The following is a 15,675-nucleotide window of genomic DNA, read 5'->3' as shown; positions in this document are numbered from 1 at the left end:
CGGTTGTGTCCATGAACGTTCTTGCTTTCGAAACCTCGACCGAAGCCTGCTCCGTCGCCCTGCACACGGCCGGCGGCACGATCGAGCGCTTCGAACTGGCCCCGCGCCGGCATGCCGAACTGGCGCTGCCTTGGGCGCAGGCGCTGCTGGCCGAAGCCGGCCTGGCGCGCGCGCAGCTGGATGCCATCGCGGTCGGCCGCGGGCCGGGGGCGTTCACCGGCGTGCGGCTGGCGATCGGCATCGCGCAGGGCATCGCGCTGGCGCTGGACGTGCCGGTGCTGCCGGTCTCCACGCTGGAAGTGCTGGCGCTGCGCGCGCCGGCCAGTGCCACGCATGTGCTGGCCAGCATCGACGCGCGCATGGGCGAGGTCTACGCCGCCGCATTCGCACGCGAGGGCGGGCAGTGGCGTGCGCTCGACGAGGAGCGCGTGCTGGCGCCCACCGCGGTCGTGCTGCCCGATGACGCCGCGCACTGGCACGGCGTGGGCACCGGTTTCGCCGCGGCCGAAGGCGTGCTGGCGCAGCGACTGGCCGCGCAGCTGCGCGGCGTGGATGCGCAGGCGCTGCCGCACGCGGCCGATGTCATCACCCTGGCGCTGCCGCGCCTGGCGGCCGGGCAGGGCATGGCCGCCGAGAAGCTCGAACCGGCCTACCTGCGCAACAACGTCGCGCTGACGCTGGAAGAACAGAAGGCCGCCAAGGCCCAGCGCTAGCCCCTCCCCACGCAAGGACCGCAGGAACCCATGGAAGGATTCGCACGCATCACCCTGTTGGCCGCGCTCACGTTCAGCCCAACTGCCAGCGCCGGCACGGTGTACGAGGGCACGCTCGGCAAGTCGGCCATCGTCGCCGAGCTGGACGCATCGGCCGACGGCCTGGAAGGCCGCTACTTCTATCGTCGCCATCGCCTCGATATCCCGCTGGAAGCACAGCCCGCCGCCGACGGTGCGCAGGTGCTGGGCGAGCGCGCGGACTGGCGCACCGAGGAGGCCGAGCGTCCGCACTGGGAGCTGCGCCGCGCCAGCGATGGCGGCTATGCCGGCCAGTGGCGCGATGCCAAGGGCAAGTCGCTGCCCATCGCACTCAAGCCGGTCGCCGCCGCGCGCCTGCCGGTGGAGGCCGACCCCGCGCTGGAAGCCCTGCGCAAGGGCGAAACCTACGATTACCTGCGCCTGTCCGGCCTGAAGCTGGTGGACGACGGCAGCGAGCAGCGCGGCGCCTACCGCCTGCAGTGGCGCCGCGAACCGAACAGCGGCATCCGCCTGTTCGAGGTGGTGGACGGTTACCCGGCCGACACGCGCGACCGGGTCAACCGCGTGTTGCACGCACGCCTGTGGTCCGAGGTGCAGGCCTACTACGAATGCCTCTCCGGCGGCGGCGAAGGCGAGTACGACCAGACCGTCACCGTGCACCGCCTCGACCCGAAGATCCTCAGCGCCAGCGTCTTCACCAGCTACTACTGCGGCGGCGCGCATCCGGATTTCGGCGACAGCCCGATCAACCTCGACCCGCGCACCGGCCGCGCACTGCGCCTGGAAGACGTGATCTCCACCGGCAAGCCGGCGCCGTCCGACGAACACGACAGCGCATGGCTCGATTACCGCTCGCAGGTTTGGGCGCCATGGCTGGTGGCGCAGTTCGAACGCCTGTACCCGGAGCAGATGAAGACCTCCGGAGGCGAAGACGAGTGCGACTACGCCGACGAACAGATCTGGTCGTTCCCCAGCTGGCATGCCACCGACAAGGGCCTGTACCTGGGCGCCAGCTTCTACCGCGCCGCGCGCGCCTGCGACGATCCGGACTGGAGCGTGCTGCCGTGGTCGGTGGTGCGCCAGCACCACGGTGCGGTGGATATCGCGCCCTGAGGTGGGCGCGGCGGCTCAGCGGTCGTCGCGCAGTTCGCCGTTCTGCAGGAACAGCCAGGTGCGGGTGACCTGCAGGATGTCCACGCCGTCGTCGGTCTTGGGCAGGGCGGGGAAGGGCTGGGCCAGCTGCACCACGCGCAGCGCGGCGTTGTCGAGCACCGGCACGCCGCTGGAAATGAGGATGCGCGAGCTCTCCACCGAGCCGTCGCGACGCACGCCCACGGTGATCACCACGCGGCCGCTCAGGCGGCGCTGGCGCGCTTCGTCCGGGTAGTTGAGGTTGCCCACGCGCTCGGCGCGGTCCACCCACGCACGCAGGTAGTTGGCGTAGGCGTACTCGCGCGTGCTGGCCGAGACGAACTTGCGGTTCGGGCGCTTGGCGTACTGCTCCGAGCGCAGGTGCACCTCGGCGGCGAGCCGTGCCATTTCCGCATCGCGCTGCTCGCGCAGCGCCTCCCTCGCGCTCTGCGGGCGCTGCACTTCCGGGTTGGGCTGCTGCGCCGGCATCGGTTCTTCGCCGCGGCGGCTGGCCACCACGCGCGCTTCCGGCGGCGGCGTGGCGGCCGCCTGCTGGGCCTGCACCGGCACCGGCGCCAGGCCGGTGCGCGGCTGCGGCACCACGCCGGGCTGGCTGTCGCGCGGGCGCGCGGCCTTGTCGTGGTCGCCGCCGCCCTGCTGGTTGGCCTGGGCAAGGAAGTCGGCCTGCTTGGGCGTCAGCGGGGTGCTGGTCTGGCTGAAGATCACGTCCAGCGTCGGCACCAGCGGCGCCTGGTCGCTGACCGCGAAACCCACGCCGAGGATCAGCAGGCCATAGACGATCAGCGACAGCACCAGGGTGGCGCTCAGGCGCTGGTTTTCCACCGCGCGCGGGTCGGGCGCGCGGCCGGCGTGGGTCGTGGCGCTCATGCGGCCTGGCCAGCCTCGATCGCGTCGAACAGCAGGCCGCAGATGTTCAGGCCGTACTGCGCGTCGAGCTCGCGCGCGCAGGTCGGGCTGGTGACGTTGACCTCGGTGAGGTAGTCGCCGATCACGTCCAGGCCGACGAAGCGCATGCCGCGCCGCTTCATTTCCGGGCCGACCTGGGCTGCGATCCAGCGGTCGCGTTCGCTCAGCGGGCGGCCTTCGCCGCGGCCGCCGGCGGCCAGGTTGCCGCGGAATTCGTCGCCCTGCGGGATGCGCGCCAGGCAGTAGTCCACCGGCACGCCGTCGATCAGCAGGATGCGCTTGTCGCCGGCGCTGATGTCGGGGATGAAGCGCTGCGCCATGGCCAGGTGGCGGCCGCCGTCGGTCAGCGTTTCCAGGATCACGTTGAGGTTCGGGTCGCCCTGGCCGCTGCGGAAGATCGAGCGCCCGCCCATGCCGTCCAGCGGCTTGAGCACCACTTGCCCGTGCTCGGCGGCGAAGGCCTTCAGCTGCGCGGCGTCGCGGCTCACCAGGGTCGGTGGGCAACATTGCGGGAACAACTGCGCGGCCAGCTTCTCGTTGTAGTCGCGCAGGCCCTGCGGGTCGTTGACGATCTGCGCGCCGGCCAGCTGCGCGATCCCGAGCACCTGGGTGTCGTAGATGTATTCAGCATCCACCGGCGGGTCCTTGCGCATCAGCACGACTTGCCCGGGGCCGAATGCCAGCGGGGCGAACTCGCCGAGGGTGAACCAGCCGGGCTTGTCGTCGCGCACGCCCAGCGGCGCCACGGTGGCGGTGGCCACGCCGTCGCGCAGGAACAGCCCGCCCGGGCGCACGTAGTGCAGCCGGTGGCCGCGGCGCTGGGCCTCCAGCAGCATGGCGAACGTGGTGTCCTTGGCGATCTTGATCTGGGCGATGGGATCCATCACCACGATGACATCTAGCGGCATGACGCGAACCTGGGGGTAAAGCATGGGAGCTGGCAGCCGATGTTAACGGTTCGAGGGGACGTCGCGGGGACGTCCGCCGCGGAACGGACCGGATCGCCAGGGGGTGGCGCGCCATGGGGAAAATCTGCGCAAAACTGCGACACAGTTCCACCGGCCCCGGCTACCGGGCGGGCGGCGTTGCTGGCGCGCAATCGCCGCGCTTGACAGTATCCGCGGGTACTGGGATATACATGACGTTTCGCAGCGGTGCCGGACTGGAACAGGCACCGCGCGTCCCGGGGACATTGGAATGACTGAAAACATTGCTGCGGGCGGGGAGCTCGCAGGTCTGAGGGTCATGGTCATCGACGATTCGAAGACCATCCGCCGCACCGCCGAGACCTTGCTCAAGCGCGAGGGCTGCGAGGTCGTCACCGCGACCGACGGCTTCGAGGCCTTGGCCAAGATCGCAGACCAGCAGCCGCAGATCATCTTCGTGGACATCATGATGCCGCGCCTGGATGGCTACCAGACCTGCGCGCTGATCAAGGGCAACCAGCTGTTCAAGTCCACGCCGGTGATCATGCTGTCCTCCAAGGACGGCCTGTTCGACAAGGCGCGCGGCCGCATCGTGGGCTCGGAGCAATACCTGACCAAGCCTTTCACCCGTGAAGAACTACTGAGCGCCATCCGCACATACGTCAACGCCTGACCAGGGGGAAGGGCAAATGGCAAAAATCCTGCTGATCGAAGATTCGCCGACTGACCGGGCGGTCTTCAGCCAGTGGCTTGAGAAGGCCGGCCACCAGGTCGTCGCCACGGACAACGCCGAGGAAGGGCTCACGCTGGCAAAAGGCCAGTTGCCCGACCTGGTGCTGATGGACGTGGTGCTGCCCGGCATGAGCGGCTTCCAGGCCACGCGCGCGATGTCGCGCGACGAGGCGACCAAGCACATCCCGGTGCTGATCGTGAGCACCAAGGGCATGGAAACCGACAAGGCGTGGGGCCTGCGCCAGGGCGCGGCCGACTACATCGTCAAGCCGCCGCGCGAGGAAGACCTCATCGCGCGCATTGCCGAGCTGGTGGGCTGATGCGCTCGCCGTTCGACATCCTCGAAGTCTACGAACGCCGCAGCCTGGCCCATGCGGTGCAGCTGCCCGAGCGCCAGTTCGCCACCGACGTGTGGCGTGGCGTCGGCTACCGCGTCGGCCAGCGCCGGCTGGTGTCGGACTTCCGCGAAGTGGTGGAAATCGTGCCGATGCCGCCGGTCACCCCGGTGCCCGGTGCCGAGCCGTGGCTGCTGGGCGTGGGCAACCTGCGCGGCAACCTGTTCCCGGTGGTCGACCTGAAGCAGTTCATGGAAGGCCGGCGCACCGTGCTGCACGAAGGCCAGCGCGTGCTGATCATGCGCCAGGCCGGTGGCGACGTCGCCCTGACCATCGACGAGCTGTTTGGCCAGCGCAGTTTCGAGCTGGCCCAGGCCACGGTTCCGGGCGAGATCGCCCAGGGCCGCTATGGCCATTTCGTCGATCGCGCCTTCCGCGCAGAAGACCAGGACTGGGGTGTGTTCTCCCTGTCGCTGCTGTCGCGCACCCCTGAATTCCGGCAGGCCGCGGCGTAAGCCGGGCCGCCACGCATCGAGCATCGAGGTCGAAAATGAGTACCGCCCCGGACGCGCCCCAGAACAAGAAGATTGGTGGAGTCAGCACGAGCTTCTGGCTTTTCCTGCTGGCCTTGTCGCTGATCGTGTTCTCCGCCAACTTCGCCGTGTCGACCTGGCAGGGCAGCCGCCTGGCCGGTGCCTCCACCGGCGCGGCCGACCTGCAGGTGCTCTCGCAGCAGCTGGCCAACCAGGGCCGCGAAGCGGTGTCCGGTGACGCCAAGGCGTTCGCCGCGTTCAAGGACACCAAGACCCAGATCGACAAGACGGTCTCCGAGCTGGAGGGCCGCTACGGCCAGGAAACCGGCGTGTCCGGCCCGATCCGCCAGCTCAAGTCCACCTGGACCCCGCTGGGCAAGAGCGCCGAACAGGTGATCGCCTCCGAGCCGGCGGTCCTGGCCCTGGCCGGCAACGCCGACCGCTTCACCGGCGCGGTGCCGCAGCTGCAGGCGCAGTTGAACGAAGTGGTGCGCGCGATGACCGTCAGCGGCGCCCCGGCGTCGCAGATCTACAACACCCTGCAGCAGGTCGTGGTCGCCGGCACCATGGCGCGCCGCGTGACGGAAATGCGCGCCGGCGGTGCCGGTGCGGCCGCCTCCGGTGACGCGCTGGCGCGCGACTCGGTGGTGTTCAGCCAGATGCTGGAAGGCCTGCGCAACGGCAACGAGGAACTGGGCATCGCCGCGGTGAAGAACCCGGCGGCGCTGGTCGCCCTGGAGCAGTCGCAGAACCTGTGGGCGACGATGAAGAAGGACGTCGACGCCATCCTGGCCAGCTCGCGCAACCTGTTCGCCGCGCAGTCCTCGGCCGCCGCCATCACCGGCGGTTCGGCCAAGATGCTCGACGACAGCAAGAAGCTGTTCGACGCGTTCTCCGCCTTCGGCTCGGTGCGCGACACCCGCCTGTTCCCGAACCTGTGGCTGGGCGTGCTGTCCGGCGCGCTGCTGGTGATCTCCATCATCGGCCTGGTCTGGTCGATGGTGCGCGCCCGTTCGCGCGAACAGGAACTGCGCCTGCAGACCCAGGTGGAATTCAACTCGCGCAACCAGCAGGCGATCATGCGGCTGCTGGACGAAATCTCCTCGCTCGGCGAGGGCGACCTGACGGTGAAGGCCTCGGTGACCGAGGACATGACCGGCGCCATCGCCGACGCCATCAACTACGCCGTGGACGAACTGCGCCACCTGGTGACCACGATCAACGACACCTCGGCCAAGGTCGCGGTGTCCTCGCAGGAAACCCAGGCCACCGCCATGCAGCTGGCCGAAGCGGCCGGCCACCAGGCCAGCCAGATCACCACCGCCTCCGAGCGCATCAACGAAATCGCGGCGAGCATCGAGCAGGTGTCGCGCAACTCCACCGAATCGGCGGAAGTGGCGCAGCGCTCGGTGGTCATCGCGGCCGAGGGTGCCGGCGTGGTGCGCGAAACCATCCAGGGCATGGACCAGATCCGCGACCAGATCCAGGAAACCTCCAAGCGCATCAAGCGCCTGGGCGAATCCTCGCAGGAGATCGGCTCGATCGTGGAACTGATCAACGACATTTCCGAGCAGACCAACATCCTCGCGCTCAACGCGGCGGTGCAGGCGGCCTCGGCGGGCGAGGCCGGTCGCGGCTTCGCGGTCGTGGCCGACGAAGTGCAGCGCCTCGCGGAACGTACCTCGGGTGCGACCCGACGCATCGAAAGCCTGGTGCAGACCATTCAGGCCGATACCAACGAGGCGGTCAGCTCGATGGAGCAGACCACCTCCGAAGTGGTGTCCGGCGCGCGCCTGGCCGAAGACGCCGGTACCGCGCTGACCGAAATCGAGCGCGTGTCCAACGCACTGAACAACCTGATCAAAAACATCTCCATCGCCGCCCACCAGCAGTCCGCGGCGGCGACGGATATCACCCAGACGATGGACGTCATCCGCAAGATCACCGGCCAGACCTCGCAGGGTGCGGGGCAGACGGCCGAGTCGATCGGTCACCTGGCGCAGCTCGCCGCCGACCTGCGTCGTTCGGTCGCCGACTTCAAGCTGCCGGCGTAAGCGACGGGCGGAACGGAAAGGAATTACGAGAATGACGCGTAGCAATACGCCAATGCAGGAACAGGCCGCGCCGCAGGCGCTCTTGCGCGTGGCCGTGGCGGAAAGCTCGGGGGGGCTGCGATGAGTGCACTGCGCGATGCGATGAGCCACGCGGCGCTGGGTTGGGTGAAGCCCGAACTCGACGAGACGCTGCGCCAGGCCCGCCACGAAATCGAGTTCTTCGTCGAAGAGCCGGCCGATACCAGCCGCATGCGCTTCTGCGCGGGCTACCTGCACCAGGTGCAGGGCACCTTGCGCATGGTCGAGCTGTACGCCCCGGCGATGGTGGCCGAGGAGCTGGAGCTGCTGGCCAAGGCCGTGCAGGACAGCAAGGTCGCCGACACCAACGAAGCCTGCGCGATGCTGATGCGCGGTACCGTGCTGCTGCCCGATTACCTCGAGCGCCTGCAGAACGGCCACCGCGACATCCCGATCGTGCTGCTGCCGCTGCTCAATGAAATCCGCGCCATGCGCGGCGAGGCGGTGCTCAACGAAAGCGTGCTGTTCGCCTTCGACCCGCAGGCCGGCAACGCCACCGAGGCCGAACTGGACCACGCGCGCGGCAGCCTGAGCGGCCGCAACCGCGAACTGCTCGACACCGTCGGCAACGCGGTGAAGGAAGAACTGCTGCGCGTGAAGGACGCGCTCGACCTGCACCTGCGCACCGGCGGCGACGTCGCCGAGCTGCAGGCCCAGGTGAACGACCTGGGCAGCGTTGCCGATACGCTCGGCATGATGGGCCTGGGCGTGGCGCGCAACGTCGTGGTGCAGCAGCGCGATGCGCTGCGCCGCATCGTCGATGGCCAGCAGCAGGTCGATGAAGGCCTGCTGCTCGATATCGCCGGCGCACTGCTCTACGTCGACGCCTCGCTGGACGACCAGGTCGCCCGCCTCGGCGCTGATGCCAGCAACGACGACGACGTCAACGCCAATGCCAATGCTTCGGAGGTGCGCCGCACCCTGGAAGTGCTGGCGCACGAGGCCATCGCCAACTTCGGCGCGGCCCGCGAACATTTCGTCGCCTTCATCGAGACCAACTGGGACCACGGCCGCCTGGCCGACGTGCCGCAGCTGCTCGGCGAAGTGGGCGGCGCGCTGCGCATCCTCGACCTGCCCGAGCCGGCCGATTACCTGGAAGGCGTGCGCCGCTACATCGAGCGCGAGCTGATCGCCAAGCAGCGCGTGCCCAGCGGCCGCCAGCTGGACACCCTGGCCGACGCGATGGCCAGCCTGGAGTACTACCTCGAAGCCCTGCGCGAACGTCGCCCGGGCCGCGAGGAAATCCTCGACATCACCCGCAGCAGCCTGGAAACCCTGCGTTACTGGCCGCTGCCGTCCGAAGAAGCGGCGGAGCTGCCGCCCACGCCCGCGCCGGCCTTCGTCGCGCCGGTGCTCGAAACGGTCGAAGCCGCGGCGCCGGCCCCGGTGGCCGCGTTCGCCGCGCCGGAAGTCGTCGAGCCGGAGATCATCGAGATCGAGGCGCTCGAGGTGGAAGCCGTCGAGCTGGCGCCGGTCGCCGAAGGGGCGCAGGCGCGCCACGAAGTGACGGTCGCCGAGATCAGCCCGCTGCCGCAGGGCCTGCACGTCACCTCCGGTGGCTTCGAGTGGACGGTGCAGCACGAAGCACCGCCGGTGGAAGCGCCGTCGGTCGAAGTGGCCTCGGTGTCGTTCGACCCGGTCGCCGCCGAGCAGGACTTCGACGCTTCGCTGGAAAATGCGCAGATCGCGCCGATCGACCTGTCCGCCGATGGCGGCCAGGCCCCGGGCGGCCTGGACTGGAATGCCGACCTGCAGGCCGGTTCGTTCGACCCGGTCTCGGCCGAGCAGGACATCGACGCCGACGCCGCGCAGGTCACCTACAGCTTCGATGCCAGCCAGCTGGAAGGCGAGGCCGTGGCGTCGCCGGTGGCGACGTTCGCCGAAGTGGCCGTCTCCATCGAGCCGCCGGTCGTCGCCGAACTGCCGCCGCTGCCGCCGTTGCCGGCCATCGAGCCGGAGCCGGCCGCCGCCGCGCCGGAAGCGCCGCAGGCGTTCGATCCGAACGACCCGTCGCTGGATGCCGACAGCCCGTTCGTCGAATCCTTCGAGGCGACGCTGCCCGCGTTCCTGGAAGAAGAAGCCACGCCCGCCACCGCCGAGGCCGCCGCGCCGCAGGTGCAGGAAGGCACGATCAACAAGATCGAGCTGGATGACGCGCATGCCGCGTTCATCGCCGAGCTCGATGCCGCCGCCGCCGGTTTCACCACCGCGCCGCCGCCGGCCGCGCCGGTCGAAGCGCCGGCACCGGTCGCCGCGCAAGCCGCTCCCGCACCGCTGGAAGGCGGCTTCGAGGACGACGGCAACGAGATCGACAGCGACATCCGCGACGTGTTCCTCGAAGAGTTCGACGAGGAACTGGTCAACCTCGGCCAGCTGCTGCCGGTCTGGCGCGCCGCGCCGGACAGCGTGGAGAACCTGCGCCCGATCCGTCGCGTGTTCCATACCCTCAAGGGCAGCGGTCGCCTCGTCGGCGCGCGCACCCTGGGCGAGTTCAGCTGGAAGATCGAGGGCATGCTCAACCGCGTGCTCGATGGCACGCGTCCGGCCAGCCCGGCCGTGGTCGCGATGGTCGACCAGGCCTACCAGGTGCTGCCGCAGCTCAATGCCGCCCTGCGCGGCGCGGGCCGCATCGAAGCCGACCTGATGGCGATGCAGGCCGTGGCCGATCGCATCGGCGCCGGCGAAGACGCGTGGTACGTGCCGACCCCCGCCGCCGTGGCGCCGGTCGCCGCGCCGGTGGTGGCCGAAGCCGCGCCGGTCGCCGCGTTCGTCGCCGAAGGCACGCCCGCCTCGGTGGACAGCGTGCTGCGCGAGATCCTCGAAGCCGAGGTCGCCACGCACCTGGAAACCGTGCACGCATGGCTGGCGCAGTCGCGCCCGGTGCCGCAGCCGGTCACCGAGCCGCTGCTGCGCGCGGTGCACACGATGAGCGGTGCGTTCGCGATGACCGACGTGCCGGAGATCACCGCGGTCACCACGCCGGCGGAAAGCTTCGTCAAGCGTTCGCTGGCCGCCGGCCGTACGCCGGGCGTGGAGGGCGTGGACGGCATCGCCGATACCGCCGCCGCCATCGCCACCACCGTGGCCGCGCTGCAGGCCGAATCGCCGCGCATCCCGTCCTTCGCCGACGTGGCCGCGCGCCTGCGTGCGCTGGTCGACGCGCTGCCCGAAGCGCAGTGGCCGCCGCAGCACATGCTGGGCGGCGACGAGCCGGAAGCGCTCGCGCCGCTGGCCGAGGAAGAGCTCACCGGTCCGCAGGACCTGGGCGCCTACCTCGATCCGCAGGTCGCCGGCCTGGGCGAGCGCCCGGCCGATCCGTACGCCGACCTGGCGGTCGAGGAAATCGAGATGCCGCTGCCGGCCGAGCCGGAAGGGGTGGAGATCGAGGCCGCGCCGGTCGCCGAGGCCAGCGAGGAACCGAACAACGACGGCCTGGCCGAAGCGCTCGCCGCGTTCGAGGCGCTGTCGCCGGCCGGTACGCCGACGCCGCGCGTCGATGCGCCGGTTGAATCGGGCTGGGAAGTCGAGGAAATCTCGCTCTCCACGCGGGAACCCGAAGCCCCGGCGTTCACGCCGGCGGAAGTGGAATCCGTCGTCGAGGTCACCGCCGAGCCGGCCGCGCCGGCCTGGGCGATCGAGCAGGTCATCGCCGCCGTCGCCGAAGTGGTGCCGCCGTCCGAGCAGACCCCCGCGTTCGACGCGGCGGACGTCATCGAGGCCGCGCCGGTCGCCGAACCGGAAATCGAAGCGCCGGTGTTCGTCGAGGCCGCGCCGGTCGTCGAAGACATCGTGGTCGAGGAAGTCGTCGCCGAGGTGCCGGTGGTCGAGGAGACCGTCGAGGCGCCGGTGGCCGAAGCGCCGGTCGAAGTGCCGGTGGTAGAGGCCCCCGTGGCCGAGGTCGCGCCGGTCGAAACGACCGCCGAGGCCGCCGCCGTCGAAGTCGATGCCGGTCCGCTGGACTTCAGCGAACTGGACCAGGAACTGGTCGACATCTTCGTCGAGGAAGGCAAGGACCTGCTCGACCATTGCGACGGTCTCATCGCCGGCCTGCGCGAGACCCCGGAAGACCGCGAGCTGGTCGCGGGCCTGCAGCGCGACCTGCATACCCTCAAGGGTGGCGCGCGCATGGCCGGCATCAACGCCATCGGCGACCTGGGCCACGGCATCGAGTCGCTGCTGGAAGTGGTGGCGGCCCACCGCACCGAGATCGGCCGCGACGACGTGCGCCTGCTCGAGCGCGGCTTCGACCGCCTGCACCAGCTGCTGACCCGTACCGGCCAGCACCGCGCGGTGCTGATGCCGACCGACCTGATCAACGCGTTCGACGCGCGTGCCCAGGGCCGCACCGAAGTGCCGGCCGCCGACGCCGACGTGGCGCGCATGATCAGCGCGGCCGTCGAGCCGGTGGTGCAGGCGCCGCTGTCGGCGCCGGTGCCGGTCGAAGGCGTGGTGGACGAGGAACTCGGCCCGGCTCGCGCCCCGCAGGAACAGGTGCGCGTGCGCGCCGACCTGCTCGACAGCCTGGTCAACCACGCCGGCGAAGTGGCGATCTACCGTTCGCGCCTGGAACAGCAGCTGGGTGCCTTCCGCGGCGCCATGGCCGAGCTGGACCGCACCAACGCGCGTCTGCGTGACCAGCTGCGCCGCCTGGACCTGGAAACCGAAGCGCAGATCGTCGCGCGCTACCAGCGCGAGCAGGACCAGGGCGACACCACGTTCGATCCGCTGGAACTGGACCGCTTCTCCACGCTGCAGCAGCTCAGCCGCGCGCTGAACGAATCGGCGGCCGACCTGGGCGGCCTGCAGGGCGTGCTGGACGATCTCTCGCGCCAGTACGACTCGCTGCTGCAACAGCAGTCGCGCGTCAGCTCCGAACTGCAGGACGGCCTGATGCGCGCGCGCATGGTGCCGTTCGACGGCCTCGTGCCGCGCCTGCGCCGCGTCGTGCGCCAGGCCGCCAGCGATACCGGCAAGCAGGTGCACCTGGTGCTGGAAGGCACCCACGGCGAACTGGACCGCAACGTCCTTGATCGCATGGTCGCCCCGCTGGAGCACATGCTGCGCAACTCCGTGGCCCATGGCCTGGAGAAGCCGAAGGCACGCCGCGAGGCGGGCAAGGCCGAAGAAGGCACCATCGCGATCAAGCTGCGCCGCGAAGGTTCGGAAATCGTGCTGGAAGTGTCCGACGACGGCGCCGGCCTGGATCGCGAGGCGATCCGTCGCCGCGGCGAACAGCGCGGCCTCATCGAGCCGGGCGCGGTGCTCAGCGAAAGCGAGCTGGACCAGCTGATCTTCGCCGCCGGCTTCAGCACCTCCGAATCGGTCAGCCAGCTGGCCGGCCGTGGCGTGGGCATGGACGTGGTGCGCAACGAAGTACGCCAGCTCGGCGGCTCGGTGGACATCCACTCCATCCGCGGCCAGGGCACCACCTTCACCCTGCGCCTGCCGCAGACCCTGGCCGTCACCCAGGCCGTGTTCGTGCGCATCGGCGAAACCACGTTCGCCGTGCCGGTCGCCTCGGTCAGCGGTATCGGCCGCATCGGCCGCGAGCGTTACGGCGCCGGCGTGGGCGGTTACCACTACGGTGGCGAGGAGTACGCGCTCCACGACCTCGGCTCGCTGGTCGGCCAGGCCGCAGCCAATGCCGATGGCGCGGCGCAGATCCCGCTGCTGCTGGTGCGTGCCGGCGACCTGCGCGCGGCCGTGGCGATCGACCAGGTGCTCGGCAACCGCGAAATCGTGGTCAAGCCGGTCGGCCTGCAGATCGCCTCGGTGCCGGGTATCTACGGCGCGACGATCACCGGCGATGGCCGCGTGGTCGTCATCCTCGACGTCGCCCCGCTGGTGCGTCGCCACCTCGCGCAGCCGGCACGCCCGGCGGCAGAGCCGGTGGCCGAATCGCAGCGCCGCGTGCCGCTGGTGATGGTGGTCGACGACTCGCTGACCATGCGCAAGGTCACCGGCCGCGTGCTGGAACGCCACAACTTCGAAGTGGCCGTGGCCCGCGACGGCGTCGAAGCGCTGGAACAGCTGGAAGAGCGCGTGCCCGACCTGATGTTGCTCGACATCGAAATGCCGCGCATGGACGGTTACGAGCTGGCCACCGCGATGCGTGCCGACGCGCGCTTCAAGGACGTGCCGATCGTGATGATTACTTCGCGCTCCGGCGACAAGCATCGCCAGCGTGCCTTCGAGATCGGCGTGCAGCGCTATCTCGGCAAGCCTTACCAAGAGTTGGATCTGATGCGAAACGTGTACGACCTGCTGGGTATCGCCCGTGTCCGCGAGTAACGAACTGGGAACCCCGGTGGCGTTGCTGGGCCGCAGCGGCCCGGCGCGCGAAAGGATGCGCGAGGCGCTGTCGCTGATCGGCGCGCGCGTGGTGCTGGAAGACGAGCCGGGCGCCATCGACGCGCGCACCCTGGCCGACGCGGAGCCCGCGGCGGTGCTGGTGGCGCTGGAGCCGGCGATCGAGGATGCACTCGAAGCGCTGGAGTCGGTGCTCAACCAGCCCGGCATGACGGTGATCTTCGACGAGGCCGAGCTGGCCGCGCGCCGCGAAGGCTGGGATGCGCAGCGCTGGGCGCGGCACCTGTCGGCCAAGCTGCACGGCCACGACGACGTGCTGCCGCCGGGCGCCGAGCAGGAACCGAGCTGGACGCCGGAACCGGGCCTGCCGATCACCCCGGCCGAGCTGCATTCCGCGCAGCCGGTGGCCCCGCACCTGCAGGCCGCCGCGCAGGCGCTGGACGAGGTGCCGGGCGATGCGTTGTTCGCCGCATCGACGCTGGAACTGGCGCCGGAAGAAGCATTCGTGATGCCGGTGGTCGAGCGCGCGCAGCCGATGCTCGAGCCGATCGACAATCCGTTCGCCGATGCGCCGCGCGCGCCGGTGGACAGCGCGCCGCCCGCGGCGCCCGCCGCGCCGCAAGGCAATACGGCGCTGGGTGATTCGAGCACCTGGGGCCTGGTCGAGGACGTGGCCATCGTGGAGCGCGTGCGCACCGAGGTGCAGTACGACCATCTGCCCGATGGCGGCCTGTCGCTGGTCGACCTGGAATCCGCTGCCGCGGCCAAGCCGAAGGGCGCGGTGCTGGTGATGGCGGGTATCGGCGGGCCGGATGCGATCCGTCGCCTGCTCGGTGCGCTGCCGGCCGAATTCCCGCGTGCGGTGCTGATCCGCATGCCGCTGGACGGGGGCCAGTACGGCAACCTGGTGCGGCAGATGGGCCGGGTGTCGCCGCTGCCGGTGGAGCTGGCCGAGGCCGGCCTGGCGCTGGCGGCCGGCAAGGCTTACATCCTGCCCGATGGCGTGGGCCTGGCGGCCGGCGAGGGCACGCTGTCCTTTGCCGAAGGCGAGAGCGCGGCGGTGCTGGTGCCGGCGCTGCCGGCCGATGACAGCGCGGTGCTGCTGCTGAGCGGCGCGAGCGAGGCCCTGGTGCCGGACGTGCTGGCGCTGGCCGAGCAGGGAGCATGGGTAGCCGGGCAGTCGGCCGAAGGGTGCTACGACCCGGCGGCGGCGGCGCGGCTGGTGCAGCAGGGTCGTCCGTCGGGCGATCCGGTGCAGCTGGCGCAGTCGCTGGCCGAGCGTTGGCCGGGCTGAGGCCCGGCGGCGAACCGATCTTCAGGAGTTTTCGATGAGCTACGCCAGTAACGACGAAATCCGCGGCGTCCTGATCCAGGCGGGCGAGGAGCGCGTGCTGCTGCCGAACGCGACGGTGGCCGAGGTGATGTCGCGCGTGCCGGTGGAGCCGCTGGGCGATGCGCCGCGCTGGCTGGTCGGGCAGATCGCCTGGCACGGCTGGAAGGTGCCGCTGCTGTCGTTCGCGCGCCTGAGCGGGCTGGGCGAGGAGCCGGCGGCGGTGAACAACAAGATCGTGGTGCTCAAGGCGCTGGGCGGACACGCGACGCTGCCGTATTTCGCGCTGCTGACCGCTTCGTTCCCGCAGCTGATCTCGGTGCCGCGCGATGGCCTGCTGGCCGACGCGTCCGAGGAAGCGTTGCCGCAGGGTGTGCATATGCGCGTGCTGCTCGGCGAGCAGAGTGCGCTGCTGCCGGATCTGGATGCCATCGAGTCGATGGTGTTGGAGAACATGGCGGCCTGATTGGCCGGGTCGGCCTTGCGGGTGGGGTGTCGCATCGCTGATGCGCGGCTCGCAGGGTTCGTCGCGCGGCGCCCGGGGGCAGGCCCTTTCCGGGACACGCCG

10 protein-coding genes and 2 pseudogenes are annotated in these 15,675 nt (G+C 70.3%); 10 read left to right on the top strand and 2 right to left on the bottom strand.

Annotated elements, in window-relative coordinates; all coding sequences use genetic code 11:
* The first annotated feature begins 11 nt into the window (after positions 1-11).
* Positions 12-713: a tRNA (adenosine(37)-N6)-threonylcarbamoyltransferase complex dimerization subunit type 1 TsaB gene (gene tsaB / locus ARC20_RS06865; protein ID WP_057646037.1), complete on the top strand. Its 702-nt coding sequence runs from the start codon at positions 12-14 to the stop codon at positions 711-713.
* Between the two features lie 30 nt (positions 714-743).
* Positions 744-1,865 (top strand): polysaccharide deacetylase family protein, encoded by a 1,122-nt coding sequence (locus tag ARC20_RS06860; RefSeq protein ID WP_057646036.1) that lies wholly within the window; start codon positions 744-746, stop codon positions 1,863-1,865.
* Positions 1,866-1,880: 15 nt separating this feature from the next.
* Here ARC20_RS06860 and ARC20_RS06855 read toward each other — a convergent pair whose 3' ends face one another.
* Together ARC20_RS06855 and gshB are read right to left on the bottom strand one after the other, a co-directional pair.
* Positions 1,881-2,771, bottom strand: coding sequence for an energy transducer TonB (locus ARC20_RS06855; RefSeq protein WP_057646035.1), 891 nt, complete (start codon positions 2,769-2,771; stop codon positions 1,881-1,883).
* Positions 2,768-3,718 (bottom strand): glutathione synthase, encoded by a 951-nt coding sequence (gene gshB, locus ARC20_RS06850; protein WP_057646034.1) that lies wholly within the window; start codon positions 3,716-3,718, stop codon positions 2,768-2,770. Before gshB ends, ARC20_RS06855 begins: the two co-directional genes overlap by 4 nt.
* Positions 3,719-4,007: 289 nt before the next feature.
* Here gshB and pilG point away from each other — a divergent pair, with 289 nt between their 5' ends.
* From pilG to ARC20_RS06815, 8 genes and pseudogenes are all read left to right on the top strand, one after another.
* Positions 4,008-4,409 (top strand): twitching motility response regulator PilG, encoded by a 402-nt coding sequence (gene pilG, locus ARC20_RS06845; RefSeq protein ID WP_057646033.1) that lies wholly within the window; start codon positions 4,008-4,010, stop codon positions 4,407-4,409.
* A gap of 16 nt (positions 4,410-4,425) precedes the next feature.
* Positions 4,426-4,788 (top strand): response regulator, encoded by a 363-nt coding sequence (locus ARC20_RS06840; protein ID WP_057646032.1) that lies wholly within the window; start codon positions 4,426-4,428, stop codon positions 4,786-4,788.
* A complete protein-coding gene (locus tag ARC20_RS06835) occupies positions 4,788-5,318 on the top strand; it encodes a chemotaxis protein CheW (RefSeq protein ID WP_057646031.1) in 531 nt (176 codons plus the stop codon). Before ARC20_RS06840 ends, ARC20_RS06835 begins: the two co-directional genes overlap by 1 nt.
* Before the next feature lie 35 nt (positions 5,319-5,353).
* Entirely contained in the window at positions 5,354-7,390 is a 2,037-nt protein-coding gene (locus ARC20_RS06830) for a methyl-accepting chemotaxis protein (protein ID WP_057646030.1), read from the top strand.
* A gap of 120 nt (positions 7,391-7,510) precedes the next feature.
* Positions 7,511-13,759: an Hpt domain-containing protein gene (locus ARC20_RS06825; RefSeq protein WP_057646029.1), complete on the top strand. Its 6,249-nt coding sequence runs from the start codon at positions 7,511-7,513 to the stop codon at positions 13,757-13,759.
* A gap of 4 nt (positions 13,760-13,763) precedes the next feature.
* A pseudogene (locus ARC20_RS18885) lies at positions 13,764-14,246 on the top strand (chemotaxis protein CheB); the annotation flags it as partial.
* Positions 14,247-14,351: 105 nt separating this feature from the next.
* Positions 14,352-15,071: pseudogene (locus tag ARC20_RS18880) on the top strand (chemotaxis protein CheB); the annotation flags it as partial.
* Between the two features lie 34 nt (positions 15,072-15,105).
* The gene (locus ARC20_RS06815; RefSeq protein ID WP_057646028.1) at positions 15,106-15,573 is read left to right on the top strand and encodes a chemotaxis protein CheW; all 468 of its coding nucleotides are present in this window, start codon (positions 15,106-15,108) and stop codon (positions 15,571-15,573) included.
* Positions 15,574-15,675: the final 102 nt, after the last annotated feature.

The organism is Stenotrophomonas panacihumi (assembly GCF_001431645.1).
Classification (GTDB): Bacteria; Pseudomonadota; Gammaproteobacteria; order Xanthomonadales; family Xanthomonadaceae; genus Stenotrophomonas_A; species Stenotrophomonas_A panacihumi.
The sequence above is the reverse complement of the archived record's forward strand: the minus strand, read 5'-3'. Positions and strand labels throughout refer to the sequence as shown.

What these genes read in the sequence shown, in the direction of transcription:
- gshB (WP_057646034.1), bottom strand. Translation starts at nt 3,718, where the DNA reads ATGCCGCTAGATGTCATCGTGGTGATGGATCCCATCGCCCAGATCAAG.
- ARC20_RS06860 (WP_057646036.1), top strand. Translation starts at nt 744, where the DNA reads ATGGAAGGATTCGCACGCATCACCCTGTTGGCCGCGCTCACGTTCAGC.
- ARC20_RS06855 (WP_057646035.1), bottom strand. Translation starts at nt 2,771, where the DNA reads ATGAGCGCCACGACCCACGCCGGCCGCGCGCCCGACCCGCGCGCGGTG.
- tsaB (WP_057646037.1), top strand. Translation starts at nt 12, where the DNA reads ATGAACGTTCTTGCTTTCGAAACCTCGACCGAAGCCTGCTCCGTCGCC.
- pilG (WP_057646033.1), top strand. Translation starts at nt 4,008, where the DNA reads ATGACTGAAAACATTGCTGCGGGCGGGGAGCTCGCAGGTCTGAGGGTC.
- ARC20_RS06825 (WP_057646029.1), top strand. Translation starts at nt 7,511, where the DNA reads ATGAGTGCACTGCGCGATGCGATGAGCCACGCGGCGCTGGGTTGGGTG.
- ARC20_RS06840 (WP_057646032.1), top strand. Translation starts at nt 4,426, where the DNA reads ATGGCAAAAATCCTGCTGATCGAAGATTCGCCGACTGACCGGGCGGTC.
- ARC20_RS06815 (WP_057646028.1), top strand. Translation starts at nt 15,106, where the DNA reads ATGAGCTACGCCAGTAACGACGAAATCCGCGGCGTCCTGATCCAGGCG.
- ARC20_RS06830 (WP_057646030.1), top strand. Translation starts at nt 5,354, where the DNA reads ATGAGTACCGCCCCGGACGCGCCCCAGAACAAGAAGATTGGTGGAGTC.
- ARC20_RS06835 (WP_057646031.1), top strand. Translation starts at nt 4,788, where the DNA reads ATGCGCTCGCCGTTCGACATCCTCGAAGTCTACGAACGCCGCAGCCTG.